This window comes from Streptomyces xanthophaeus, from assembly GCF_030440515.1.
In the GTDB taxonomy this organism is placed as follows: domain Bacteria; phylum Actinomycetota; class Actinomycetes; order Streptomycetales; family Streptomycetaceae; genus Streptomyces; species Streptomyces kutzneri.
Window position 1 is genome coordinate 5350349 of the sequence record NZ_CP076543.1, and the last position, 23602, is coordinate 5373950.

Annotated in this window: 18 protein-coding genes; 9 read left to right on the forward strand and 9 right to left on the reverse strand. The window is 71.1% G+C overall.

Annotated elements, in window-relative coordinates; translation table 11 throughout:
• Nucleotides 1–2 precede the first annotated feature (2 nt).
• Nucleotides 3–242 (forward strand): hypothetical protein, encoded by a 240-nt coding sequence (locus KO717_RS23760; protein WP_301371088.1) that lies wholly within the window; start codon nt 3–5, stop codon nt 240–242.
• Between the two features lie 135 nt (nt 243–377).
• On the opposite strand, the gene KO717_RS23765 is transcribed toward KO717_RS23760, so the two are convergent.
• A complete protein-coding gene (locus KO717_RS23765) occupies nt 378–869 on the reverse strand; it encodes a MarR family winged helix-turn-helix transcriptional regulator (protein WP_301371090.1) in 492 nt (163 codons plus the stop codon).
• A gap of 105 nt (nt 870–974) precedes the next feature.
• Here KO717_RS23765 and KO717_RS23770 point away from each other — a divergent pair, with 105 nt between their 5' ends.
• From KO717_RS23770 to KO717_RS23785, 4 genes are read left to right on the forward strand one after another with little or no spacing between them, the layout of a single operon-like run.
• Complete coding sequence (locus tag KO717_RS23770; RefSeq protein ID WP_301371092.1) at nt 975–2309, forward strand: MFS transporter; 1335 nt, start codon at nt 975–977, stop codon at nt 2307–2309.
• Nucleotides 2310–2362: 53 nt separating this feature from the next.
• Nucleotides 2363–3295: an EamA family transporter gene (locus KO717_RS23775; RefSeq protein WP_301371094.1), complete on the forward strand. Its 933-nt coding sequence runs from the start codon at nt 2363–2365 to the stop codon at nt 3293–3295.
• 50 nt (nt 3296–3345) lie between these two features.
• Nucleotides 3346–4266 carry a DMT family transporter gene (locus tag KO717_RS23780; protein WP_301371095.1) on the forward strand — a complete coding sequence of 307 codons (921 nt, stop codon included), beginning with the start codon at nt 3346–3348 and terminating at the stop codon, nt 4264–4266.
• Between the two features lie 10 nt (nt 4267–4276).
• Nucleotides 4277–5179: a LysR family transcriptional regulator gene (locus KO717_RS23785; RefSeq protein WP_189736999.1), complete on the forward strand. Its 903-nt coding sequence runs from the start codon at nt 4277–4279 to the stop codon at nt 5177–5179.
• A gap of 117 nt (nt 5180–5296) precedes the next feature.
• Here KO717_RS23785 and pepN (KO717_RS23790) read toward each other — a convergent pair whose 3' ends face one another.
• Nucleotides 5297–7882 carry an aminopeptidase N gene (pepN, locus tag KO717_RS23790; RefSeq protein WP_301371099.1) on the reverse strand — a complete coding sequence of 862 codons (2586 nt, stop codon included), beginning with the start codon at nt 7880–7882 and terminating at the stop codon, nt 5297–5299.
• Nucleotides 7883–8024: 142 nt separating this feature from the next.
• Nucleotides 8025–9053, reverse strand: coding sequence for an aspartate-semialdehyde dehydrogenase (locus tag KO717_RS23795; RefSeq protein ID WP_301371102.1), 1029 nt, complete (start codon nt 9051–9053; stop codon nt 8025–8027).
• A gap of 260 nt (nt 9054–9313) precedes the next feature.
• Here KO717_RS23795 and KO717_RS23800 point away from each other — a divergent pair, with 260 nt between their 5' ends.
• Nucleotides 9314–10798 (forward strand): M28 family metallopeptidase, encoded by a 1485-nt coding sequence (locus KO717_RS23800; protein ID WP_301371104.1) that lies wholly within the window; start codon nt 9314–9316, stop codon nt 10796–10798.
• An 85-nt stretch (nt 10799–10883) separates the two neighbouring features.
• On the opposite strand, the gene KO717_RS23805 is transcribed toward KO717_RS23800, so the two are convergent.
• Complete coding sequence (locus tag KO717_RS23805; protein WP_301371106.1) at nt 10884–14207, reverse strand: S8 family serine peptidase; 3324 nt, start codon at nt 14205–14207, stop codon at nt 10884–10886.
• 273 nt (nt 14208–14480) lie between these two features.
• A complete protein-coding gene (locus KO717_RS23810) occupies nt 14481–15041 on the reverse strand; it encodes a CGNR zinc finger domain-containing protein (protein ID WP_301371108.1) in 561 nt (186 codons plus the stop codon).
• 135 nt (nt 15042–15176) lie between these two features.
• Here KO717_RS23810 and KO717_RS23815 point away from each other — a divergent pair, with 135 nt between their 5' ends.
• Nucleotides 15177–15635, forward strand: coding sequence for a VOC family protein (locus tag KO717_RS23815; RefSeq protein ID WP_301371110.1), 459 nt, complete (start codon nt 15177–15179; stop codon nt 15633–15635).
• Between the two features lie 30 nt (nt 15636–15665).
• On the forward strand, nt 15666–16553 hold the full coding sequence (locus tag KO717_RS23820) for a pyridoxamine 5'-phosphate oxidase family protein (RefSeq protein WP_301371112.1): 888 nt from the start codon (nt 15666–15668) through the stop codon (nt 16551–16553).
• On the opposite strand, the gene KO717_RS23825 is transcribed toward KO717_RS23820, so the two are convergent.
• Nucleotides 16529–17488 carry a hypothetical protein gene (locus KO717_RS23825; protein ID WP_301371114.1) on the reverse strand — a complete coding sequence of 320 codons (960 nt, stop codon included), beginning with the start codon at nt 17486–17488 and terminating at the stop codon, nt 16529–16531. The genes KO717_RS23820 and KO717_RS23825 overlap by 25 nt on opposite strands.
• 252 nt (nt 17489–17740) lie before the next feature.
• Entirely contained in the window at nt 17741–20299 is a 2559-nt protein-coding gene (gene pepN, locus KO717_RS23830) for an aminopeptidase N (protein WP_301371116.1), read from the reverse strand.
• 139 nt (nt 20300–20438) lie between these two features.
• Here pepN (KO717_RS23830) and KO717_RS23835 point away from each other — a divergent pair, with 139 nt between their 5' ends.
• Nucleotides 20439–21083 carry a mycothiol-dependent nitroreductase Rv2466c family protein gene (locus KO717_RS23835; RefSeq protein WP_301371118.1) on the forward strand — a complete coding sequence of 215 codons (645 nt, stop codon included), beginning with the start codon at nt 20439–20441 and terminating at the stop codon, nt 21081–21083.
• A gap of 231 nt (nt 21084–21314) precedes the next feature.
• Here the strand turns inward: KO717_RS23835 and KO717_RS23840 are convergent, their stop codons facing one another.
• Nucleotides 21315–21971 (reverse strand): superoxide dismutase, encoded by a 657-nt coding sequence (locus KO717_RS23840; protein WP_030016698.1) that lies wholly within the window; start codon nt 21969–21971, stop codon nt 21315–21317.
• A gap of 185 nt (nt 21972–22156) precedes the next feature.
• Nucleotides 22157–23566 carry an amino acid permease gene (locus KO717_RS23845; RefSeq protein ID WP_301371120.1) on the reverse strand — a complete coding sequence of 470 codons (1410 nt, stop codon included), beginning with the start codon at nt 23564–23566 and terminating at the stop codon, nt 22157–22159.
• Nucleotides 23567–23602 lie beyond the last annotated feature (36 nt).

A 23602-nucleotide genomic window follows, 5' to 3' on the forward strand; every position in this document is an offset into this window, starting at 1 on the left:
CCGTGGACAAGAAGAACGCTCTGCGCGCCGGCGCCGTCACGGCCGGAACCGCGCTGATGATGCTGCTGATGACGTCTCCCGCCCTCGCGCTCACCCGCGACGACGGTGACGACCCGGGTCCGGGCCTGAGCGTCGGCGAGACGGTCGGCCTGTACGTGGCCCTGCCCATCGCTATTTTCCTGGCGATCATCGGTCTCGTGATGGTCCTCGACAAGTCGGACCGCAAGCCGAAGCAGGCCTGATCCGGCCCGGCCCCACGGGGCCGGGACCAGCAGACTTTCCCGGGCGCCGGGGGTCCGCACCGCCGATTCGATTCGGCCGTGCGACGACCCCCGGCGCCTTGTCGTGCCCTTGGGCCCTCGGAGCTCCCGGAGCCCTCAGACGGCGGCCAGGAGCCGGCGGAGCAGGCCGGTGAGTACGGCGATCTCGTCGTCGGTCAGCCCGGTGAGCGCGGCGCGCTGTACTTCCAGCCCGGCGCTGACGGCCTCGTCGATGAGCGCGAGGCCGCGGTCGGTGATCGTCACCTGGAGCCCCCGCCGGTCGTGCGGATCGGGCTTGCGGCAGAGCAGCCCGGCCTTCTCCAGCTTGTCCAGACGCCCTGTCATGCCGCCCGTGGTGAGCATGAGGGTGGCCGAGAGCTGCCGGGGCGAGAGCGTGTACGGGGCGCCCGACCGGCGCAGCGTGGCCACGACGTCGAACTCGCCGCGCGAGATGCCGAAGCGCGCGTAGCACTGCTCCATCGCGTCGCCCATGCCCTTGGCGATCCGGTAGATGCGTCCGAAGACGGCCATGGGGGCCGTTTCCAGGTCGGGGCGCACGGCGAACCACTGGGCCGTGATCGCGTCCACTGCGTCCTTGTCGTCACTCATGTGCGCAGTATCCGGCCTTCCCGAGATCGTTCGCAAGAAAGTTGCTTGACGGTAAGTAGCTTAGCGATAAGCTACTTACCAGCAACCGAGTCCGGGGGAGAGGTCATGACCGTGTTCATGAGGAAGACAGCCGCGTCAGGGGAAGCGAAGGTCGCGGGGGAGCGGTCGCTGCTCCTCGGAATCGGCATCAGCTCGGTCGGGATCGGTATGTACATCCCGTTCTCGCTGGTCTTCTTCCACCACGTCACCGGCCTCTCCCTCACCGTCGTCGGCCTGGTCATGACCGTCACCGGGCTGGCCGGGCTGGCGTTCATGCCGCTGGCCGGCACGGCCGTCGACCGGTTCGGCGCCAAGCGGGTCAACCTGGTGCTCTACGGGATACGGGCGCTCGGCTTCGCCCTCTACCCCTTCGCGAGCTCCCTGCCCGCCTTCGCGGCCGTCTCCCTCGTCACCGCGCTCGCCGACCGCTCGTTCTCAGTCGTCCAGCAGTCCCTGATCGGCGAGGTGGCGCGGGGCGCCGCCCGCGACCGGCTCCAGGCCTCCACCCGGGCTCTGCAGAACGCCGGGATGGGCGCGGGAGCCCTGCTCGTCTCCGGAGTGCTGGCTCTGTGGGGCACCGGCGGATTCACCTACACCGCCTGGGGCAACTCGCTGGCCTTCGCCCTCGCCGGACTGCTCGTCAGCCGGGTCCGGGCGGTCCGGGCGGTTCGGGCGGTCCAGGCCGGGGAGGCCGCCGCCACCGCCGGGCCGCCGGACGCCGGGTACCGGACGGTCCTGCGCGACCGTCCCTTCCTCGGGCTCACCGCCGCCAACTTCCTCACCGCGCTGGGCTACTCCGCCCTGTCCGTCCTCTTCCCCCTCTACCTCTCGACCTGGCTGACGGCCCCCGACTCCCTCACCGGAGCCGCCTTCACCGTCAACACCGTGCTGTGCGCGGGGATCGGCGTACTGATCGCGGGCCGGGTCCGCCGCTCCGGCGCCCGCCGCACCCGCTCGGCCGCCCTCGGAGCCCTGCTCTTCGCCGCCGCCTTCACCGGGCAGATCGTGCTCGGCACCCTGAAGCCCGGTCGGAGCGCCACCCTGGTCGCCCTGCTGGTCATCGTCGTCGTCTACACCCTCGGCGAGCTCGTCCACAGCCCCTCCGGCGGCGCCCTGTCGGTCTCCGCCGCCCCCGAGGCCGTCCGTGGCCGCTACCTGGCCACCTACCAGCTGTCCTACTCGCTGGCCGGTGCGCTCGCCCCCTCCCTCTTCACCGCCCTGCTCGCCGTCGACGGCCGCCTGCCCTGGGCCGTCCTGGCCGTCGCCGCCCTTGGCGCCGCCCTGGCGCTGCTCCGGCTGGAGCGGCACCTGCCGGCCGAGGCCGTGCACGCCGAGCCCCCGGTGGTTCCGAAGGCCTCCGCCTCCGCCGCCGCGCCGGTGCCCGTGCCCGCCGCCGACTGAGCCCCGCCGGTCCTCCCGCCCGCTTCCTCCGTCCGATCCAGGAGTCACCTGCCATGAAGCGTTTGGCCACCGTCGCCCTGACCGCACTCGCCCCCATCTCCTGGGGCTCCACCTACGCCGTGGCCACCGAGCTGCTGCCGCCCGACCGGCCGCTGTTCACCGGGGTCATGCGGGCCCTGCCCGCCGGACTGCTGCTGACCGCGCTGGCCCGCACCCTGCCCAAGGGGCAGTGGTGGTGGAAGTCCGCCGTCCTCGGCATCCTCAACATCGGCGCCTTCTTCCCGCTGCTGTTCCTCTCCGCCTACCGGCTCCCCGGCGGGGTCGCGGCCGTACTGGGCGCCGCCGGCCCGCTGTTCGTCGTAGGACTGGCCGCGCTGGTCCTCGGGGAGCGGGCGAGCCTGCGCACCGTCCTCGCCGCCGTCGTCGGGGCCTTCGGCGTGAGCATGGTCGTCCTGACCGCCGAAGCCCGGCTCGACGCGGTCGGCGTCGTCGCCGGTGTGATCTCCTCCGCGTCCATGGGCGCCGGCACCGTGATGACCAAGCGCTGGGGCCGCCCCGAGGGCGTGGGCCCGCTGGCGATGACCGGCTGGCAGCTCACCGCCGGCGGACTGTTCATCATCCCCGTCGCCGCACTCGTCGAGGGTGCCCCGCCCGCGCTCGACGGCAAGGCCTTCCTCGGCTACGGCTACATGATGCTGATCAACACCGGGATCGCGTACTGGCTCTGGTTCCGCGGCATCGGAGCGCTCAGCGCCACCTCGGTCACCCTGCTCGGCCCGCTCTCCCCGCTCACCGCCGCCGTCATCGGCTGGGCCGCCCTCGGGCAGGCGCTGTCGCCCGTCCAGCTCGTCGGGATGGCGATCGCCTTCGGGGCCACCGTCGCCGGCCAGCTGGCGGCCGCCCGTAAGCCTCAATCGTTCAGTTCTGCTGAAAAGAACGATCAGAACATTTCGATGGACCTGACGGATGAGGCGGTGCGACGGTAGTCCCCACGCACCACCAGCCCACCCCGAGGAGCAGACCCACAGTGGCCGTCATGGACCGCGTCCGTACCGTCTCGCAAGCCAAGCCCGGCAGCACGGGGAAGAAGGGTGCCGCCGGGTTCGGCGTGCTCCTCGCCCTGCTCGCGACGGTCGTCTGGTCCGGCAGCTTCGTCGCCACCCGGGGCATGGCCGAGACCGTCCCACCCGTCCAGGCGGTCTTCTGGCGCTGGATCATCGCCCTGCTCGCCGTCGCCCCCTTCGCCGCCCGCCAGGCCTGGCAGCAGCGGGCCCTGATCCGGCGGCACCTCGGCTTCATCGCCCTCGCCTCGCTCTTCGGCGTCACTCTCTACAACACGCTCGTGCACCAGGCCGGACTGACCACCTCCGCCTCCAACATGGGCATGATCATGGCCGCCTCGCCCGTCATCATGGCGCTCTACGCCCGCCTCGGCGGCGAACGGCTCGGCAAGCGGCGGACCTTCGGCATCCTGCTCGCCGCCTTCGGGGTGCTGCTGCTCGTCGGGGACGGCTCGATCGGCTTCGACTTCGGCGCCGGAGACCTGTGGATGTTCGCCGCCGCCCTTTCCTTCGCCACGTACAGCGCCCTGCTGCGGCGCAGGCCCGCCGAACTCGGCGGACCGGCCTTCCTGATCACCACCTTCGCGCTCGGCGCGCTGATGCTGGCACCCGCCTACGCCGTCTCCGTCTCCGTCCAGGGCGGCTTCGAGGTCACCACCGGGACGGTCGGACCGCTGCTGTACGTCGGGGTGTTCTCCTCGGCCGTAGCCTTCTTCGCCTGGAACAAGGCCGTCTCGATGATCGGGGCGGCCCGCGCCGGAGTCGTCTACTACCTCCAGCCGGTGTGCGTGGCCGGGCTCGGCTTCCTGCTGCTGGGCGAGCACACCGGACCGGCGCAGCTGCTCTGCATGGCGCTCATCCTCGGCGGAGTCGGGCTGGGGAGTGCCCGGCGGTAGGTTCGGGCCCATGACCGAGTGGGACATCAAGAAGCTGCGGATCCTGCGGACCCTCGCCGAACAGGGGACCGTGACCAGGGCGGCCGAGGCGCTCCACATGACGCCCTCGGCCGTCTCGCAGCAACTGACCAACCTCGCCCGGCAGCTGGGCGTGGTGCTGCTGGAGGCCGAGGGCCGCCGGGTGCGGCTCACGGACGCGGCCCACCTCGTCCTGCGGCACACGGAAGCGGTCTTCGCGCAGCTGGAGCGGGCCGACGCGGAACTGGCCGGATACCTCGCCGGGGACACGGGCGAGGTACGGGTGGGCGCCTTCTCCACCGCCGTACCGGCGCTCGTGGTCCCGGCGGTGGCCGCGCTGCGGCGGACCCACCCCGGGGTGGAGGTCCGGGTCCGGGAGACGGAGGCCGCGGAGGCCTACGAGCTCCTGTCGGCCGGGGGCGTGGACCTGGCGCTGTCCCTCACGGCCCACGCACCGACCGCGCGCGATCCCCGGTTCACCCGGGTGGCGCTCCTGGAGGACCCGCTGGACGTGGCGCTCCCGCCGGGCCACCCGCTGGCGGCCGCGCCCGGCCTGCGGCTGGCGGACCTGTCCGGCGACCCGTGGATCTACGGGGGCAGCGGCCCCTGGTCGGAGATCGCCCGGTCCGCGTGCGAGGCGGCGGGCTTCGTCCCGGAACAGGCACACTCGGCGTCCGGCTGGACCGCGATCCTGGCGATGGTGGAGGCGGGGATGGGGGTGGCGCTGGTGCCCCGGATGGTGTCGAGCCGCGCCTCGGGCGGGACGATCCGGGTCCTGGCCCACGACCGCCCGACCCGCCACGTGATCGCGGCGGTCCGCCGGGGCGCCGAGTCCGCGCCCGCGCTGTCCCACGTCCTGGCGGCCCTCCGCGAGGTGGCTTCGGCCCGGCGGTAGGGGTTTCCCGGGCTCCGCCCGGACCCGGTCCTCAAACGCCGGACGGGCTGGAAAACCAGCCCCGCCGGCGATTGAGGCGCGGGGTCCGGGGCGGAGCCCCGGCTACGGCGAGAGCCGTCAGACCCGAGCGGCAGCCGCGTCGGCGGCCTGGGCCTTCAGGGCGCGCTCGACGCCCGCACGGGACTCCGAGATCAGGCGGCGCAGCGCCGCGCTCGGCTCGGCCGAGGCCAGCCACGCGTCCGTCGCGTCCAGCGTCTCCTGCGAGACCTGCAGCGTCGGGTAGAGGCCCACCGCGATCTGCTGGGCGATCTCGTGGCTACGGGTCTCCCAGACCTCCTTGACCGCCGAGAAGAACTTCTCGGTGTACGGGGCCAGCAGCTCGCGCTGGTCGGTCTGGACGAAGCCGCCGATCACCGCCTCCTGCACCGCGTTCGGCAGGTCTCCGGACTCCACCACCGAGGCCCACGCCTCGGCCTTGGCCTCCGCGGTCGGGCGCGCCGCCCGGGCGGTCGCCGCGTGGCGCTCGCCGGCCGCCGTGGCGTCCCGCTCCAGCTCCGCGGCGATGGCCGGCTCCCCGGCGACACCCGTCGCGGCGAGCCGCTCCAGGAACGTCCAGCGCAGCTCGGTGTCGACGGCCAGGCCCTCGATCTCCGCCGCGCCGTCCAGCAGCGCCGACAGGTAGGTCAGCTGGCCCTCGGTGCGGGCGCTGGCCGCGAAGGCCCGCGCCCACGCCAGCTGGTGGTCGCCCGCCGGCTCGGCGCCGCGCAGGTGCTCCAGGGTGGCCTCGGTCCAGGCCGCCAGGCCCTGCTCACGCCACGCCGGGTCGGCGTACAGGTCGATGGCCAGCTTCACCTGGCGGTGCAGCGACTGCACCACGCCGATGTCGGACTCCTTGCCGATGCCGGAGAGGACCAGCGCGAGGTAGTCGCGGGTGGCGAGCTCGCCGTCACGCGTCATGTCCCAGGCGGAGGCCCAGCACAGGGCGCGCGGCAGGGACTCGGTGAAGTCGCCGATGTGCGCGGTGACGGTGGCCAGGGACTGCTCGTCCAGGCGGACCTTCGCGTAGGACAGGTCGTCGTCGTTCAGCAGGAAGACCGCCGGACGGGTGCGGCCGACCAGCTCCGGCACCGTGGTCAGCGCGCCGTCGATGTCCAGCTCGATCCGGTCGGTGCGCACGAGCGCGCCGTCCTGGAGCTCGTACAGGCCGACCGCGATGCGGTGCGGGCGCAGGGTGGAATCGCCCTTGGCGCCGGCGGGCAGCGCGGGCGCCTCCTGGCGGATGCCGAAGGCCGTGATCACACCGTTCGCGTCGGTGGTGACCTCCGGGCGCAGGATGTTGATGCCGGCCGTCTCCAGCCACGCCTTCGACCAGGCGGCCAGGTCGCGGCCCGAGGTCTCCTCCAGGGCGCCCAGCAGGTCCGACAGGCGCGTGTTGCCGAACGCGTGCGCCTTGAAGTACGCCTGCACGCCCTTGAAGAAGGCGTCCGTGCCGACGTAGGCGACGAGCTGCTTGAGCACCGAGGCGCCCTTGGCGTACGTGATGCCGTCGAAGTTGACCATGACGTCGTCGAGGTCACGGATGTCGGCCATGATCGGGTGCGTGGACGGCAGCTGGTCCTGCCGGTACGCCCAGGTCTTCATGGAGTTGGCGAAGGTGGTCCACGCGTGCGGCCACTTCGAACCCTCGGCGTACGCCTGGCAGGCGATCGACGTGTACGTCGCGAAGGACTCGTTCAGCCACAGGTCGTTCCACCACTCCATGGTGACCAGGTCGCCGAACCACATGTGCGCGAGCTCGTGGAGGATGGTCTCGGCGCGCACCTCGTACGACGCGTCCGTCACCTTGGAGCGGAAGACGTACTGGTCGCGAATGGTGACCGCGCCCGCGTTCTCCATGGCGCCCGCGTTGAACTCCGGGACGAAGAGCTGGTCGTACTTGGCGAAGGGGTAGTCGTAGGCGAACTTCTCCTGGAACCAGTCGAAGCCCTGCCGGGTGACGTCGAAGATCGCGTCCGCGTCGAGGAACTCGGCGAGCGAGGGGCGGCAGTAGATGCCGAGCGGTACGGACTGGCCGTCCGGGCCCTCGTAGGAGCTGTGCACCGAGTGGTACGGGCCGACGATCAGCGCGGTGATGTACGAGGAGATGCGCGGGGTCGGCTCGAAGCGCCAGACGTTGTCCTTGACGTCCGCGGCCTCGGGGGTCGGGGAGTTCGAGATGACCGTCCAGCCCTCGGGGGCCGTCACGGTGAACTGGAACGTGGCCTTCAGGTCGGGCTGCTCGAAGCTGGCGAAGACCCGCCGCGCGTCCGGTACCTCGAACTGGGTGTAGAGATAAGCCTGCTGGTCGACCGGGTCGACGAAGCGGTGGAGGCCCTCACCGGTGTTCGTGTACGCGCAGTCCGCGACGACACGGAGCTCGTTGGCCCCGGCCGCCAGGTGGCTCAGGGCGATCCGGGAGTCGTGGAAGACCGCCGCGACGTCCAGGGACTTGCCGTTGAGGACGACCTCGTGCACGGCCGGAGCGACCAGGTCGATGAAAGTCTCGCCCCCGGCCTCGGCCGACTGGAAGCGCACGGTGGTCACGGACGGGTAGGTGCCACCCTCCTGCGCGCCGCTGAGATCGAGTTCGATCTCGTAGGAGTCGACGGTCAGCAGCTTGGCCCGCTGCTGAGCCTCTTCACGGGTGAGATTCGTGCCTGGCACGCGTTCATCTCCTTCGATGGTGACGTTGCCCGGCCATCCTGCCATCCGGACAGCGCCGCCGCCTCGGGACTAATCCATGGGCGAAAAAACGCGCGCGAGGGCGGCACCGTGACGGTGCCGCCCTCGCGTCGGGTGAGCCGGATCAGCCGCGCAGCTCCTCGGCCACGAGCTCGGCGATCTGCACCGCGTTCAGGGCCGCGCCCTTGCGCAGGTTGTCGTTGGAGAGGAACAGCGCGAGGCCGTTCTCCACCGTCTCGTCGGAGCGGATGCGGCCCACGTACGAGGCGTCCTTGCCCGCCGCCTGCAGGGGGGTCGGGATCTCGGAGAGCTCGACGCCCGGGGCGTCCTTCAGCAGCTCGTAGGCGCGCTCGACGCTGATCGGGTTCGCGAAGCGGGCGTTGACCTGCAGGGAGTGGCCGGAGAAGACCGGCACGCGCACGCAGGTGCCGGAGACCTTGAGCTCCGGGATCTCCAGGATCTTGCGGGACTCGTTGCGGAGCTTCTGCTCCTCGTCGGTCTCGAAGGAGCCGTCGTCGACCAGGTTGCCCGCGAGCGGGACCACGTTGTAGGCGATCGGGCGCTTGTAGACGGCGAGCTCGGGGAAGTCCACCGCGCCACCGTCGAAGGTCAGCTGGTCGGCGTTCTCGGAGACCGCGCAGGCCTGGCCCTTGAGCTCGGCCACACCGGCCAGGCCCGAGCCGGAGACGGCCTGGTAGGTGGTGGCGACCAGCGCGGTCAGGCCGGCCTCGTCGTGCAGCGGGCGCAGCACCGGCATCGCGGCCATGGTGGTGCAGTTCGGGTTCGCGATGATGCCCTTGGGGCGGTTCTTGATCGCGTGCGGGTTGACCTCGGAGACCACGAGGGGGACCTCCGGGTGGCTGCGCCAGGCGGAGGAGTTGTCGATCACGACGGCGCCCTGGGAGGCGACCTTCTCGGCCAGCGCGCGGGAGGTCGCGCCGCCCGCGGAGAAGAGCACGATGTCCAGGCCCGCGTAGTCGGCCGTGGAGGCGTCCTCGATGGTGATCTCCCGGCCCTCCCATTCGAGGGTGGAGCCCGCGGAACGGGCCGAGGCGAACAGCCGCAGCTCGTCCACCGGGAACTTCCGCTCGGCGAGGATGCTGCGCATGACTCCGCCGACCTGTCCGGTGGCTCCGACGATTCCGACCCTCACGGTGACTCCTTTTGGTACGTACGACGCGGGCGCGCGTGGAGCCATCATGCGTTCGACCCCACGAGCCTTGTCCAATCCATTGTCCGAGGTACGGACGGTGTCCTGAATGTGAACCCCTGTGGCGAGTTCGTGGCGGGCGTGTTGCGGGGCCCCTGAACACCCGTTTTGCCTGGTCGGAGCCGGTTAACGTCCGGTCTGTCGTGCCCGCTATCCGGACATGACCGACCGCAGAACGAACCACCGAATCGGGGAGATCCACCGTGCGCGCCATCCGCCACCGCCGCCGGTCCATACCGGCGCTCGCCGCCCTCGCTGCAGCCGCCGTCGCCGCACCCGTCCTGCTGACCGCCACGCCGGCGGCCGCCCACCCGCGCGAGGGCAGGCTGGCCAAGGAGCTGGTGGAGGAGGTCACCGCCAAGGGCGCCTACCGCCACCTGAAGAAGTTCCAGCAGATCGCCGACGCCAACGGCGGCAACCGCGCCGCCGGTACGCCGGGCCACGCGGCCTCAGCCGCCTACGTGTACGACACGCTGAAGAAGGCCGGGTACCAGGTCTCGTACCAGGACTTCGACATCTACGAGGCGCACACCAGGACGGAGAGGACCACCGTCCTCGGCCAGGACTCCCGCGAGCTGGCCACCGCCGCCTTCACCTTCACCAAGTCCACCCCGGCCGGCGGCCTGGCCGCCCCGCTCGCCCTGGCCCGGGTCGACGAGACCCCCGGCTGCACGGCCGACGACTATCCGGCCGGTGCCTTCGCCGGGAAGATCGCGCTGGTCAAGCGGGGTGCGTGCACCTTCGTGGAGAAGCAGCGGGCCGCCGCCGCGGCCGGCGCGCTCGGCGTGATCGTCTACAACCACAGCGGCACCACCCCGGTGCGCGGCGGGTTCTCCTCGCCCGCCGAGGGGATCATCCCGAGCGCCGGCATCACGCTGGCCGACGGTGAGGCGCTGACCGCGGCCGCCGCGAAGGGCGAGGTGAGCGTGCGCCTGGAGCTGGACCAGGAGCACGTGAAGAAGACCACCCGCAATGTGATCGCCGAGACCCGCGGCGGCCGCTCCGACCGCGTGGTGACCCTGGGCGCCCACCTGGACTCCGTACCCGAGGGCCCGGGCATCAACGACAACGGCTCCGGTTCGGCCGGCCTGCTGGAGGTGGCCCTGAAGCTCGCGGACGAGGGCGCCAACAAGAAGGGCAAGGGACCCGCCAACAAGGTGCGCTTCGGCTGGTGGTCGGCGGAGGAGCTGGGCCTGCTGGGCTCGGAGCACTACGTCGCGCAGCTGTCCGAGAAGCAGAAGAAGGACATCGCGCTCTACCTGAACTTCGACATGATCGCCTCGCCGAACCCGGTGCAGTTCGTCTACGACGGCGACGACTCGGACAGGACGGGCGCGGGCGCGGGACCGGCGGGCTCGGCCGAGATCGAGGCGCTGATCAACGGCTTCCTCGACAAGAAGCGCAAGCCGCACGAGGGCAGTGACTTCGACGGCCGCTCCGACTACGGCCCGTTCATCGCGAACGGCATCCCGGCGGGCGGCACCTTCACCGGCGCCGAGGGCATCAAGACCGCCGAGCAGGCGGCGCGCTACGGCGGCACGGCCGGGGCCCCGTACGACCCGAACTACCACGGGGCGGGGGACGACCTGAAGAACCTGGACCTGGGGGTCTTCGACACCAACCTGGACGTGATCGCGCACGCCGTCGGCACCTACGCCGAGTCGCTGCGTTCGCTCGGCAAGCAGTAGGCGCGGAGGAACGACCCGGGGGAACGGCCCGAGGGGGCGGTGCTCGTCAGAGCGCCGCCCCCTCGGGTTTCCTCGGTACAAGGTCCTACGGGAGGACCTTCTCGATCTGCACGCTGCCGGTGCCGGCGGCGGTGCCGCGGGCGTTGAGCAGCTGGACCTGGCCGAAGAACTGCCGGCCCTCGGGGGCCGGGCTGGTGACCAGGACGTTCGCCGAGACCTGCGCGGTGGCGCCGGTGGCGAGGTTCACCGCGGCGGCCTCGTCGACCTGGACGGAGCCCAGGGCGGCCGAGAAGAACACGTCACGGTAGTCGTACGTGGTGGAACCGGACGGGATCGCGTAGCCGATCACCTTGACGGTGTAGGTGCCCGCGGCCGGGTTCACCAGGCTCACGGCCTCCTCGGAGTCGCCGTCGGCGGCCGAGCCGACCTTGACGCCGTCCTTGTAGACCTCCAGGTCGAGGTCGGCGGCGGTGTCGGACACCTTGCCGATCGCGACGTCGAGGCGCGAGGTGCCCGCGGGGACCGCGATCTCGGTGGAGTGGGTCTCACCGGGAGTGATGGTCGGCTTGGCGACCTTCGCGGAACCGAGCGGACCGCCGGCGAGCTTGCCGCCGGAGATGGCCGCGCCGGAGTTCTTGACGCTCCACTGGACCGGGGCGGGGGTGCCCTGCTTCACCTCGGGCAGGACCTTGACCGCGGGGTCGAAGGCCGCGCCGAGCACGGAGACGTCCAGCTTGAACGGGTTGTCGAGCACCGGCGACGTACGACGGGCCTCGACCTCGATCTCCCAGACACCCGGCGTCGGCTCGGGGTACGAGCGGACGTCGGGGCGGCAGGTGTTGGCCGGGTTGTCGTAGTTCGGGTAGCAGTTGGTCGTGGCCGTCGGGTCGACCGGCACGCCGTGCGGGTGGATCGCGATGAAGCGCGTCTGGCTGCCCGCCGCGAGACCGCCGAGGGCGACCTCCAGGCTCTTGGCACCCGCCGGGACCGTCACGAAGTACGACTTGTGGCTGTTGCGCTGCACCGAGGAGCTGTCGGACAGGGCGAACGACGGCGCGGCCAGGGGGGCGGCGGCCACGACGGTCGTCAGGATCTGCTTGTCGATGCCCTCGGTGGTCTCGTCGTCCAGCTGCAGGATGCCGCTGTGGACGCCGGCCGTCTTGGCGTTGGCCTCGACCTTGATGGTGACGGGCTTGTTCAGCGGCAGGGTGACGTAGTCGTAGCCGCCGATGACCTTGAAGGTGCCGTCGTTGTTGCGCCAGCTCAGGTTGTGCCGGGTGCCGTACTTGACGCCCGTGGTGCGGGTGACGACGACGTTGTAGACCTTCTTCTGGCCGACCTTGAGGCCGCCCTCGCGGTCGTACAGGCCGGTGCCGAAGCCCGGGGTCTTCAGGAACTGGTCGATCGCGGTGTCGACCGGCGCCTTGACGGTGAACTCGTTGGCCTTCGCGTCGCGCTGGATGGACTCCCACGCGCCGGGGATGTCGATCAGACCCGAACCCTGCGCGTGCGCGGGGACGTTGTCGATCTTCTTGGCGGCGGTGGTGAGCGCGACCCGCAGGGAGGACGGCGTCAGCTTGATGTTGTGCTGCTTGGCGGCCGAGATCAGCAGGGCGCTCGCGCCCGCCGCCTGCGGCGAGGCCATCGAGGTGCCCTGGAGCATGCCGTAACCGGCCGGCAGGGTGTAGCCGGCCTCCTTCACCGGGGCGCCGGGCAGCCAGGTCTGGATGGTGTTGATGGCCGCGCCGGGGGCGCTGATGGTCGGCGTGAAGCCGCCGTCCTCACGCGGACCGCGCGAGGAGAAGGGGAACATGTTGTACTTCGCGCTCACACCGGAGCCGTAGTTGGCGGCCCAGGTCTCCTTGGAGACCGACGCGCCCACGGAGATGACCTTGTCCGCGAGGGCGGGGTCGCCGATGGTGTTGACGCCCGGGCCCGAGTTGCCGGCCGAGATGACCAGCTGGACGCCGTAGGTGTCGATGAGGTTCTTGTAGAGCTCGGAGCGCGCGTTGTTGCCGTCGTTCAGCGCCGGCAGGCCGCCGATGGACATGTTGACGATGTCCACGCCGCGGTTGACGACCAGGTCGATCATGCCCTCGGTCAGCGCGACGTTGGTGCAGCCGCCGGACCAGGAGCAGGCGCGCGAGGAGACGAGCTTCGCGCCGGGCGCCTCGCCGTTCATCGCGCCGCCGAAGAGGCCGTTGGCGGAGGTGATGCCGGCGACGTGCGTGCCGTGCTCGGACTCGATGATGCCGACGTTGACGAAGTCGGCCTTCTTGCCGACCCAGTCGCCGCCGAGCGGGTCCATCGGGACGCCCTTGCGGATCTCGATCACGAACGGGATGCGCTCGGCGACGTCGGTCGCCGGGTTGTCCGTGCCGAAGTAGCCGATCTGGTAGCCGTCCTTGTACGGCTTCATCGGCTCGTTGTTCGTGAAGTCGCCGTCCTGGTCGGTGTCGACGCGGACGGTGCCGGCGGCGGCGTCGTAGAGCAGGCCGAACCGGTCGGTGGTGTCACCGTCGCGGTTGACGTCGCCCTTCATGTCACCGGTGGCGGTGATCGACTCGGTGAAGCGGCTCCACTGGAAGCTGCCCTCCGGGGCCTTCCAGCTCTGGCCGCCCGCGGTGAAGCTGCCGCCGGTGGAGGTGACCGGGGTGATCTGCGGGCGCCAGGTGGCGTCGTTGTCGGTGATCGGGTCGGTGGCCGTCACCCAGTCGACGATCTTGCGCTCGCCGGTGGTGGTCTTCTGCAGGGCCGGGTGACCGAGGTCGATGCCCGAGTCCATGATGCCGATGGTCACGCCGCGGCCGTCGGCCTGCGGGTTGTCCTTCACGAAGTCGACCGCACCGGTCTCGAAGGACGGGTTGTACGGGTTCTTCGCGGGGGTGTTCTTGTCCGGCGCCGCGTAGGTCTCGGCGGCGGTCTTCTTCACCGTGCCGGTCTCGCGGTCGGCGTCGGGGCGCGGGTCCGGCAGCTGGATCTCGTGCCGCAGGTCGATGCCGTGCACCGAGTCCAGCTTGGTGGCCGCCTTCAGCGCGGCCTCGGCCTTGCCGGTGGGCAGGGTGGCGCGCACGTAACCGAGGTTGTCGTACGTCTGGCCCACCGAGGCGCCCTGGACCGAGCCGAGCTGGTCCGCCACCTGCTTGGTCTGGCCGGGGGCGGTCGCGACCATGACGGTGACGTTCGCGTCACCCTTGGCCTTGGCCTGCTGCAGGAGTTCGGCGTCGGCCGAACCGAGCTTCTGGTCGGCGGACTTGACCGCGGGCGAGGTGCCCGGGGTGTCCGCGCCGGTCGCCGCGAACACGGGCCCGGCGCCGGTGGCCGCGAGCGCGGCGACCAGGCCGGCCGCGGCCGCGACGCGCGCGACGCGTCTGGCCCCGGGTATGGAGCTGGGGGATTCGAGGGTCATCAGCATCCCTGGTAAGTGAAAGATACGGTCCGGATTTCGGTGCCGGATGACCGGTCAGCTTGGCCTAAGCGACAGCTCTTTGGGGAGAGTTGTCATTGACCGAGACCTGTCATGGCGGACTCTCGCCAGTGCGAAGAATGCGCCAGCGCGGCCTTACCGGGGCACAGCGGTGCGAACCGTAGGGGCTGACCGGTCGATTTATCGACTTGGCGGCCCTACGCCGGCACCGGGGCGCGATCGCGCCCCGGTGCGGGTGTGACAGATTCCGCGCGCTCAGCGCTCGCGCGTGCGCGCGTAATGACGGGAGGCTTTCGCCCGGTTTCCGCAGGCGGCCATCGAGCACCAGCGCCGCGTGCCGTTGCGCGAGGTGTCGTGGAAGTGCAGGACGCAGGTCTCGGAGGCGCACTTGCGGATCCGGTCGGGCGCGGTGCTCAGCAGTTCCAGGTAGTTCCGGGCGGCCGTCCAGGCGGGCCCCCAGGTCGGATCGTCGAACTCGGCGCGCTCGCCCGGCCCTTCGGCCGTCAGGGTGGCGCGGATGCGGCCGTGTTCCAGTACGGCGTCGATCAGGGCGCGGGCGCTCTCGTCGGCCGGGTCCGCCACCGCGCGGGCCAGCGCCTCACGGGCGGTCAGCAGGTGGACGAGGGTCGAGGCGTTGGCGCGGAAGCGGCCGGCCAGCCCGGTGGACTCCAGCCAGATCCGCAGCCCCTCGACCCGGGCGAGCCCGAAGGCGCCGGCGAACAGGTCGGTGAGCTCGCCCTCCCGCATCCACCGCGTGTTCAGCAGGTCGAGCGCGACCGGCTCCCCGGTCAGGGGTCGTGGGTCCACCGCCGTCATTTCGCCTCCTCGGGCCTTGCTAACCCCTGAAGGGTACGTGACCGGTTGACAGGGGTGTGTCTAACCTTTAATCTCAGTTTAGAAGGTTAGAAATGTAGAAGAGCGCCGTGAAGTCCTCCGGGGAAGGAACCCGTCATGACGACTGCCATCAGCAAGCTCCGCACCGGGCACGTGGGCCTGAACGTCACCGATCTGGAGCGCTCGCTCGCCTTCTATCGGGGCGCGCTCGACTTCGAGGTGCTGGGCGAGGGCAAGGAGGAGGGCCGCCGCTTCGCCTTCCTCGGCCAGGACGGTGAGCTCGTCCTGACGCTCTGGCAGCAGGCGGAGGACGCGTACGCGCCCACTGCGGCGGGTCTGCACCACCTGGCGTTCTCCGCCGGCGCCGTCGAAGAGGTGCGGGAGTACGAGGCGCGGCTGCGCGACCTGGGCGTCGAGTTCGCCTACGAGGGCGTCGTCGCCCACAGGGAGGGCGCGGCCTCGGGCGGCATCTTCTTCCACGACCCCGACGGGACCCGCCTGGAGATCTCGGTCCCGACCGGCGCGGAAGGCGCACCCGCCCCCACCGAATCCGCCCCCACCTGCGGCTTCTTCTAGCCGCGGCTTCTTGCGACGGAGGTGCTTCTCATGTCCGGGGCATACCACTGGGGCGCGCTGGCCGTGCAGGAGCGGGTCGGCGTACGTGACCTCGCCGAACACGTCGGCCGCTCGATCGGCACGGGCATCCGGGACGTCGCCGCGGCCTTCCTCGGGCTCCAGCCGCACCTGGTCGTCGGCGCCGCCGACGGCGCGGGGCGGATGTGGGCCACCCTGCTCACCGGCGCGCCCGGTTTCGTACGGGCCACCGGGCCGGACCGGATCGCGGTCGCCGGCGGTCCACCGGCCGGAGACCCGCTCGCCGAGGCGCTGGCCACGGCAGGGACCCGGGTCGGGACCATCGCGCTCGACCCGCGCACCCGGCGCCGGATGCGGCTGAACGGGACCCTGGAGGTGACACGGGGAGGCTTCGCCGTCGAGGCCGAGCAGGTCTTCGCCAACTGCCCGAAGTACCTGCAGAAGCGGCAGCCGCTGGAGCTCGCCCGGCAGGGGGCGGGCGTGGTGCGGCGCGGGGAGGCGCTGACCCCCGGCCAGCAGCGGACCGTGCGCGGCGCCGACACCTTCTTCGTCGCCACCACGGCGGAGGCGGACGGGGCCGACGCCAGTCACCGGGGCGGGCTGCCGGGCTTCGTGGAGGTGGTCTCGCCGGTCGAACTGGCCTGGCCGGACTACGCGGGCAACGCGATGTTCCTCACCCTGGGGAACCTGACGGCCGATCCGCGGGCCGGGCTGCTCTTCCCGGACTGGGAGAGCGGGGCGGTCCTTCAGCTCAGCGGCCGGGCCCGGACGGAGTTCGGGGCCGACGGAAGTCGCCGCACCCGTTTCCGGGTGGAGTCGGTGGTGGAGAGCGTGCATCCGGGGCGGCTGTTGTGGAGCACCCCGGAGTACTCGCCTCACCTGGGCAGTACCACCAGGTAGGCGGCGGGTTCCCGGTCGTCGGAGGCCGTCAGGGCGGTCCGGATGACCGCCGCCTGCTGCTCGGGCCAGTCGCGGAGCTTGCGCGGGGTGATGTGGATGACGGTCACCCCGAGCCGCTCCAGCGTCTCGCGCTTGCGCACGGACTCGGACCACTGCTCGTCCTCGCCCTGGCGCGGGGCGCGGGTGTCGATCTCCACGGCGACGGCCTGCTCGGGCCAGTAGGCGTCGACCCCGCCGAGGTGCGGGCCGCCGGGCAGCCGCAGGTCGACGTTCCACACCGGGTCGGGGAGCTCGTAGCCGCGTACGACGTGGTACAGCCGGTCCTCGGCGATGGCCCGCCCCTCCGCGAGCAGCGACTCGACCGCGTCGACCACGTGCGGCCGGTTCAGCAGCCGGGCCACCGTCAGCTCCCGTACGACGGCGGCCGGTTCGCAGTGGCCGCCGCGGACGGCCTCGCTCAGCAGGCGGCGTACGGTGCCGGCGTCGGAGAGTTGGGTGACGGCGTCGGCGACGGCCCGCGCGACGGGCGCCACCGGCAGTCCGGTCACCTCCTGGGACCTCGGCGGGGTGTGCGTCCGTACGATCCGCACGTCCCCGGCGGAGCGCAGCCGCCGGGTGCCGGGCACGAGGACGTCGATGTGCGAGAGGGCGAGCAGCGGGGGCGCGGAGCTGAACCGGTACAGGGCGAGCGCGGCCAGCCCGGTGATCATGGCCTCACCGCCGCGCCGCCCCGCGTACAGCAGCGCCGCGTGCAGCCGCTCCTCGCTGGTCGCGGGACCCGGGTGGAGCAGGAACACCCCGGGCAGGATCTGCTGCCAGGGCCGCTCGGCCGCGTCGGAGGCGGTGACGCCGTGCTCGCGCAGCTGGGCGAGGGTCAGCACGCGGGGGCGGCTGCCGGTGAGGTGGGCGAGGGGGAGGGGTGCGTTGTGGTTCATGACGCGGTGATTCCCTCAGGCCATGGCCCTGCTAACCCCTGTTACACGCTCGTCGACAAATCCGGACAAGCTGGGGCTAAAGTACGGGCGTTCGACTGCCGATGGGGTGCGCCGGTGTGGGCTACCGCTGCGCCGTTGCTGGGGCTCCGCCCCAGACCCCGCGCCTCAAACGCCGGCGAGGCTGAATCTTTCAGCCCGTCCGGCGTTTGAGGACCGGGGGTCCGGGGGCGGAGCCCCGCAGCGGTGCCGCAGTTAGTTGGCGGCCGTCGCGTCGCAAGCCTGGGCGCGCAGGGCCCGGGCCAGGTCGTCGCGGGACTCCAGTACCAGGCGGCGAAGGGCCGGAGCCGCATCGGCGTGCGCGGCGAGCCACGCGTCGGTGGCCTCCAGGGTGACGGAGTCACTTTGCAGCGACGGGTACAGCCCCTTCACCACGTCCATCGCGATCTGGATCGACCGGTCCGCCCACACCCGTTCGATCACCTCGAAGTAGCGCCCCGCGTAGGCCGCCAGCAGGCCCCGCTGCGAGGACTGCTGCATGCCCGCGATCGTCGCCTCGACCAGCGCGTTGGACAGCGCGTCCGATTCGACCACCGCCGCCCACGCCTGGTCCTTCACCGCCTGCGAGGGCCGCGCCGCCAGGCACCGCACCTGGTGCCGCTTGCCCGAGGCCGTGTCGTCGCGCGCCAGTTCGGCGGCGAGCACGGTCTCGTCCACCGCCCCGTGCGCGGCCAGCGGCAGCAGGAAGTCCCAGCGCAGCTCCTGGTCCACGTCCAGACCGTCGATCCGCGCCGAACCCTCCAGCAGCCCGAGCAGCAGCTGGAAGTCGCCCTCCGTCGCCGCGCCCGCCGCGAAGAAGCGGGCCCAGGTCAGCTGGTGCTCCGACCCGGGCGCCGCGAGCCGCAGCTCGTGCAGCGCACCCGCCGCCAGCTCCCGGCCGCCCTGCTCGCGCCAGGCGGGCGCCGCGTAGTGGGTGACCGAGGTCAGGGCCTGCGCGTGCAGCATCTGCAGGACGCCGACGTCCGTCTCCCGGCCCGCGTGCGTGAGGACCAGCGACACGAAGTCGCGCGCCGGCATCAGGCCGTCACGCGTCAGGTTCCACAGCGCCGACCAGCTCAGCGCCCGCGCGAGCGGGTCCGTCAGGTCGCCGAGGTGGGCCCGCAGGGTCTCCAGGGAGCCCTCGTCGAAGCGGATCTTGCAGTAGGTGAGGTCCTCGTCGTTGACCAGGACCAGGTCGGGCCGGTCCGTGCCCGCGAGCTCCGTGACCACCGTCCGCGCGCCCGACACGTCCGCGTCGGCCCGCGCGTAGCGGACCAGGGTCCCGTCGGACTCCAGCCGGTACAGACCCACCGCGACCCGGTGCGGGCGCAGCTCGTCGCCCTCCTGCACGACGGCCAGTTCCGTCACGCGGCCGCCCGCGTCGTAGGTGATCACCGGGGTCAGCGCGTTCACCCCGGCGGTCTGCAGCCAGGCCCGCGACCAGGTCGCCATGTCCCGCCCGGAGACCTCGGCGAGCACCGACAGCAGGTCGTCGAGGGTGGTGTTCCCGTAGGCGTTGGCCTTGAAGTAGCGCCGCGCGCCCTCCAGGAAGGCCTCCCGGCCCACGTAGGCGACCAGCTGCTTGAGCACCGAGGCGCCCTTGGCGTAGGTGATGCCGTCGAAGTTCAGCTTGGCGTCCTCCAGGTCACGGATGTCGGCCGTGATCGGGTGCGTGGACGGCAGTTGGTCGGCCCGGTAGGCCCACGACTTGCGGCGGTTGGCGAAGGTGATCCACGCCTGGTCGAAGCGGGTGGCCTCGACCAGCCCGAAGGAGCCCATGAAGTCGGCGAAGGACTCCTTCAGCCACAGGTCGTCCCACCACTTCATGGTGACCAGGTCGCCGAACCACATGTGCGCCATCTCGTGCAGGATGACGTTCGCGCGCGCCTCGTACGAGGCCTGCGTGACCTTGCCGCGGAAGATGTACTCCTCGCGGAAGGTCACCATCCCCGGGTTCTCCATCGCGCCCAGGTTGTACTCCGGCACGAAGGCCTGGTCGTACTTCCCGAAGGGGTAGGGGTAGTCGAAGATCTCGTGGAAGAGGTCGAAGCCCTGCTTGGTGACGAGGAAGACGTCGTCCGCGTCGAAGTGCTTCGCCAGCCCCTTGCGGCACATCGCGCCCAGCGGGATGGTCAGGTCCCCGCGCGTGTAGGAGTCCGTCACGTAGTGGTAGGGGCCCGCGACCACGCACGTGATGTACGTGGAGATCGGCGCGGTCTCCGCGAACCGCCAGACGCCCGCCTCGCGGGACTCCTCCGCGCCGTTGCTCCACACCTGCCAGCCCTCGGGAGCGGTCACCTCGAAGCGGTAGGGGGCCTTCAGGTCGGGCTGCTCGAAGTTCGCGTACACCCGCCGCGCGTCGGCCGGCTCGTACTGGGTGTAGAGGTAGACCTCGCCGTCCTCCGGGTCCACGAAGCGGTGCAGGCCCTCGCCGGTCCGGCTGTACGCGCAGTTCGCGTCGACCACGAGGACGTTCTCGGTGGCCAGGCCGTCGAGGGAGATCCGGGCGCCGTCGAAGACGGCGGCCACGTCCAGCGCGCGCCCGTTCAGGGTCACGGCGTTCACCGAGGGTGCGATCAGGTCCGCGAAGGTGGAAGCGCCGTCACCCGCCGCCCGGAAGCGGATCGTCGTCACCGAGCGGAAGGTCCGCGGACCCTCGGCCGGTTCGGCCTCGTCCACCGCGGACCGGATGTCGAGGACCACCTCGTACCCGTCGACGGACAGCAGCTCGGCCCGCTCGCGGGCCTCGTCGCGGGACAGATTCTCACCGGGCACGTGCACTCCTTCGTGCGTGATCGCGTTCTTGTGTCGAATCCTCGCACGAGGGAATGCGCGTCACCCGGTACTGGTTGGTGACGGGGAACGTGAGCCCAGTGATGCCCTTTTGCGACCCATGCCGAGACTGAGGAGAGACATGACCGACACCCAGGTGCGCGAGAAGACCCCGGTCGACTTCTGGTTCGACCCGCTCTGCCCTTGGGCCTGGATGACGTCCCGCTGGATGGTCGAGGTCGAGAAGGTCCGCGACGTCGAGGTCCGCTGGCACGTGATGAGCCTCGCGGTGCTCAACGAGAACAAGCTCGACGAGCTGCCCGAGACCTACCGCGAGCTGCTCGGCCCCAAGGGCTGGGCCCCGGTGCGCGTGGTGATAGCGGCCCAGCAGAAGCATGGTGAGGAAGTCACCGGCAAGCTCTACACCGCGCTCGGAACCCGCATCCACAACGACGAGAAGGGCCCGACCCGCGAGGTGATCGCCGAGGCGCTGGCCGAGGTCGGCCTGCCGGCCGAGCTGCTCGCGTACGCCGACTCGGACGAGTACGACGAGGTGCTGCGGGCCTCGCACAACGACGGGATAGACCGGGTGGGCCAGGAGGTCGGCACCCCGGTGATCTCCGTTCCGGGCGCCGAGGGCGATGTGGCCTTCTTCGGTCCGGTCGTCACCCCGACCCCGCGCGGCGACGCGGCCGCCCGGCTCTGGGACGGCACTCTGCTCGTCGCCTCGACCCCGGGCTTCTACGAGATCAAGCGCACGCGTACCGAAGGTCCCCGCTTCGACTGAACGATCCCCGCAGTGGCGGGGACCAAGGCATCAAACGCACGCGCCCCAAGGGCCCGTCCGGGTCATCCCCGCCGTATCGGGGAACATGACCGATCAACGAGTCGGCCCCGGACGGGGTCACGCACAGAAGACCCCCGTGAGTCACGTCCTCACGGGGGTCTTCCGTTCGACACGCCCGCCGGTGAAGGTTGAGAAGACGATCACGAGGCGGACGGGCTGGTGGTGCTGCGATCAGCCCTTGGCGGGGATCAGCAGCGGGGTGTTCGCCTTGGCGTCGGCGTAGCGCTTGGACACGTCCTGCCAGTTGACGACGTTCCACATCGCCTCGATGAAGTCCACCTTCTGGTTCTTGTACTGAAGGTAGAAGGCATGCTCCCAGGCGTCGAAGACCAGGATCGGCGTGCTGGCGACGCCCACGTTGCCCTGGTGGTCGTAGACCTGCTCGACGACCAGGCGGCCGCTGACCGGCTCGTACGCGAGCACGCCCCAGCCGGAGCCCTGGGTGGCGGAGGACGCGAAGGTCAGCTGCTTCTTGAACTTCGCGAAGGAGCCGAAGGACTCGGTGATCGCGTCGGCCAGGTCGCCCAGGCCGTCGGCCGCGGTGGGCTCGCCGCCGCCCTCGCCGGTCTTCGGGCTGGCCATGTTGTGCCAGTAGATGCTGTGCAGGATGTGGCCGGAGAGGTGGAACGCGAGGTTCTTCTCGAGGCCGTTGAGGGCGCCCCAGTTCTCCTTGTCGCGCGCCTCCGCCAGCTGCTCCAGCGTGTTGTTGGCGCCCGTGACGTAGGCCGCGTGGTGCTTGTCGTGGTGCAGCTCGATGATCTGCGGGTTGATCACCGGCTCCAGCGCCGCGTAGTCGTACGGAAGCTCAGGAAGCGTGTAGATGGCCATGCGTGTTATCCGGTCCCCTCAGCGTGCCAATCGCTTATTGCAATTAATGCGCAACTGCACGCTAGCAGTATCTATTCCTCTCCTCACGTAAGGGTTGCCTCCCTTGTCGGGACCTCCGGAACGCCGGAGGCCGGGCCCATGCGATCGCATGGGCCCGGCCTCTGACGTTTCGTCCGGTGCGGGTGTCACGCCGCTGCGCGCGCCGCCGCGGCCCGGCGCTGCACGACGTAGCCGGTCGCCGCGAGGGCGACGGTCAGCCCGCCGGTGAAGACCACCTGGACCCGCGTGTCCTCGCCGAGGGCCATCAGCACCAGGACCCCGGCCACCCCGGCCAGCGCCACCCAGGTCAGATAGGGGAAGCCCCACATCTTCACGACCAGCTTCCCGGGCGCCTCGCGCTCCAGCCGGCGGCGCAGCACGAACTGCGAGACGGCGATGAAGCCCCAGACGATGAGGATGACCCCGCCCACCATGTTCAGCAGCCAGGCGAACAGGGTGTCCGGATACCAGTAGGACAGCAGGACGGTGACGAAGCCGAAGCCGCAGGAGGCGAGGACCGCCCGGCGCGGCACCCCGCCGGAGACCTTGCCCAGCGCCCTGGGGCCCTGGCCGCGGGAGACGAGGGAGTAGGCCATGCGCGAGGAGCCGTAGATGTTGGCGTTCATCGCGGACATCAGGGCGATCAGGATGACCACGTTCATGATCTCGCCGGCTGCCGGGATGCCCAGGCGGTCCAGGGTCGCGGCGTACGGCCCGTCCGCCGTGACGGCCGGGTCGTTCCACGGCAGGAGGGTGACGATGACCAGCATGGAGCCCACGTAGACGATCGCGATCCGCCACATGGTGGTCCGCACGGCCCTGGCCACGCCCCTGACCGGGTCCTCGGACTCGGCTGCCGCGATGGTCACCGTCTCCAGTCCGCCGTACGCGACGACCGAGGCCAGCAGTCCGACCAGCAGGCCGTCCACACCGTGGGGCAGGAGGCCGCCGACGTGCAGCAGGTTGGCGGAGCCGGGGGAGGAGGTGCCGGGCAGCAGGCCGAGCACGGCCAGCACGCCCAGGCCCAGGAAGAGCGCGATCGCGCCGATCTTGAGGGCGGCGAACCAGAATTCGAACTCGCCGAAGTTCGAGACGGCGGCGAGGTTGGAGCCGCAGAACACCGCCATGAAGACCAGCACCCACATCCAGGAGGGGGTGCCCGGGAACCAGCCGGTCATGATGTGCGCCGCGCCGATGGCCTCGATGGCCACGCCCACGCAGAGCAGGGTCCAGAACATCCAGCCGGCGGTGAATCCGGCCCAGGAGCCGATCGCCCGCTCCGCGTGGACCGAGAAGGACCCGGAGGCGGGGTCGGCGGCGGACATCTCGCCGAGCATCCGCATCACGAACATCACGAGCAGCCCGGACGCGGCGTACGCGAGGACGATCGAGGGACCGGCGGCGGCGATGCCGGCGCCCGAGCCGACGAAGAGTCCGGCGCCGATGACGCCGCCGAGGGCGATCATCGAGAGGTGGCGCTGCTTGAGTCCGTTGCCGAGGGGTGATCCGGTGCCGGTCTGCGGTGCTTCGGGGGGTGTGAGGGTGCTCTGGCTCATTTGCGCCAGTCTGCCGAGTGTCCGATCGCCGGACGT

Coding starts and splice junctions, on each gene's coding strand:
- KO717_RS23810 (WP_301371108.1), bottom strand. CDS start 15,041: ATGACGGCGGTGGACCCACGACCCCTGACCGGGGAGCCGGTCGCGCTC.
- KO717_RS23780 (WP_301371095.1), top strand. CDS start 3,346: ATGGACCGCGTCCGTACCGTCTCGCAAGCCAAGCCCGGCAGCACGGGG.
- KO717_RS23770 (WP_301371092.1), top strand. CDS start 975: ATGACCGTGTTCATGAGGAAGACAGCCGCGTCAGGGGAAGCGAAGGTC.
- KO717_RS23765 (WP_301371090.1), bottom strand. CDS start 869: ATGAGTGACGACAAGGACGCAGTGGACGCGATCACGGCCCAGTGGTTC.
- KO717_RS23775 (WP_301371094.1), top strand. CDS start 2,363: ATGAAGCGTTTGGCCACCGTCGCCCTGACCGCACTCGCCCCCATCTCC.
- KO717_RS23840 (WP_030016698.1), bottom strand. CDS start 21,971: ATGGCCATCTACACGCTTCCTGAGCTTCCGTACGACTACGCGGCGCTG.
- KO717_RS23845 (WP_301371120.1), bottom strand. CDS start 23,566: ATGAGCCAGAGCACCCTCACACCCCCCGAAGCACCGCAGACCGGCACC.
- KO717_RS23835 (WP_301371118.1), top strand. CDS start 20,439: ATGACCGACACCCAGGTGCGCGAGAAGACCCCGGTCGACTTCTGGTTC.
- KO717_RS23825 (WP_301371114.1), bottom strand. CDS start 17,488: ATGAACCACAACGCACCCCTCCCCCTCGCCCACCTCACCGGCAGCCGC.
- KO717_RS23785 (WP_189736999.1), top strand. CDS start 4,277: ATGACCGAGTGGGACATCAAGAAGCTGCGGATCCTGCGGACCCTCGCC.
- KO717_RS23805 (WP_301371106.1), bottom strand. CDS start 14,207: ATGACCCTCGAATCCCCCAGCTCCATACCCGGGGCCAGACGCGTCGCG.
- KO717_RS23820 (WP_301371112.1), top strand. CDS start 15,666: ATGTCCGGGGCATACCACTGGGGCGCGCTGGCCGTGCAGGAGCGGGTC.
- KO717_RS23815 (WP_301371110.1), top strand. CDS start 15,177: ATGACGACTGCCATCAGCAAGCTCCGCACCGGGCACGTGGGCCTGAAC.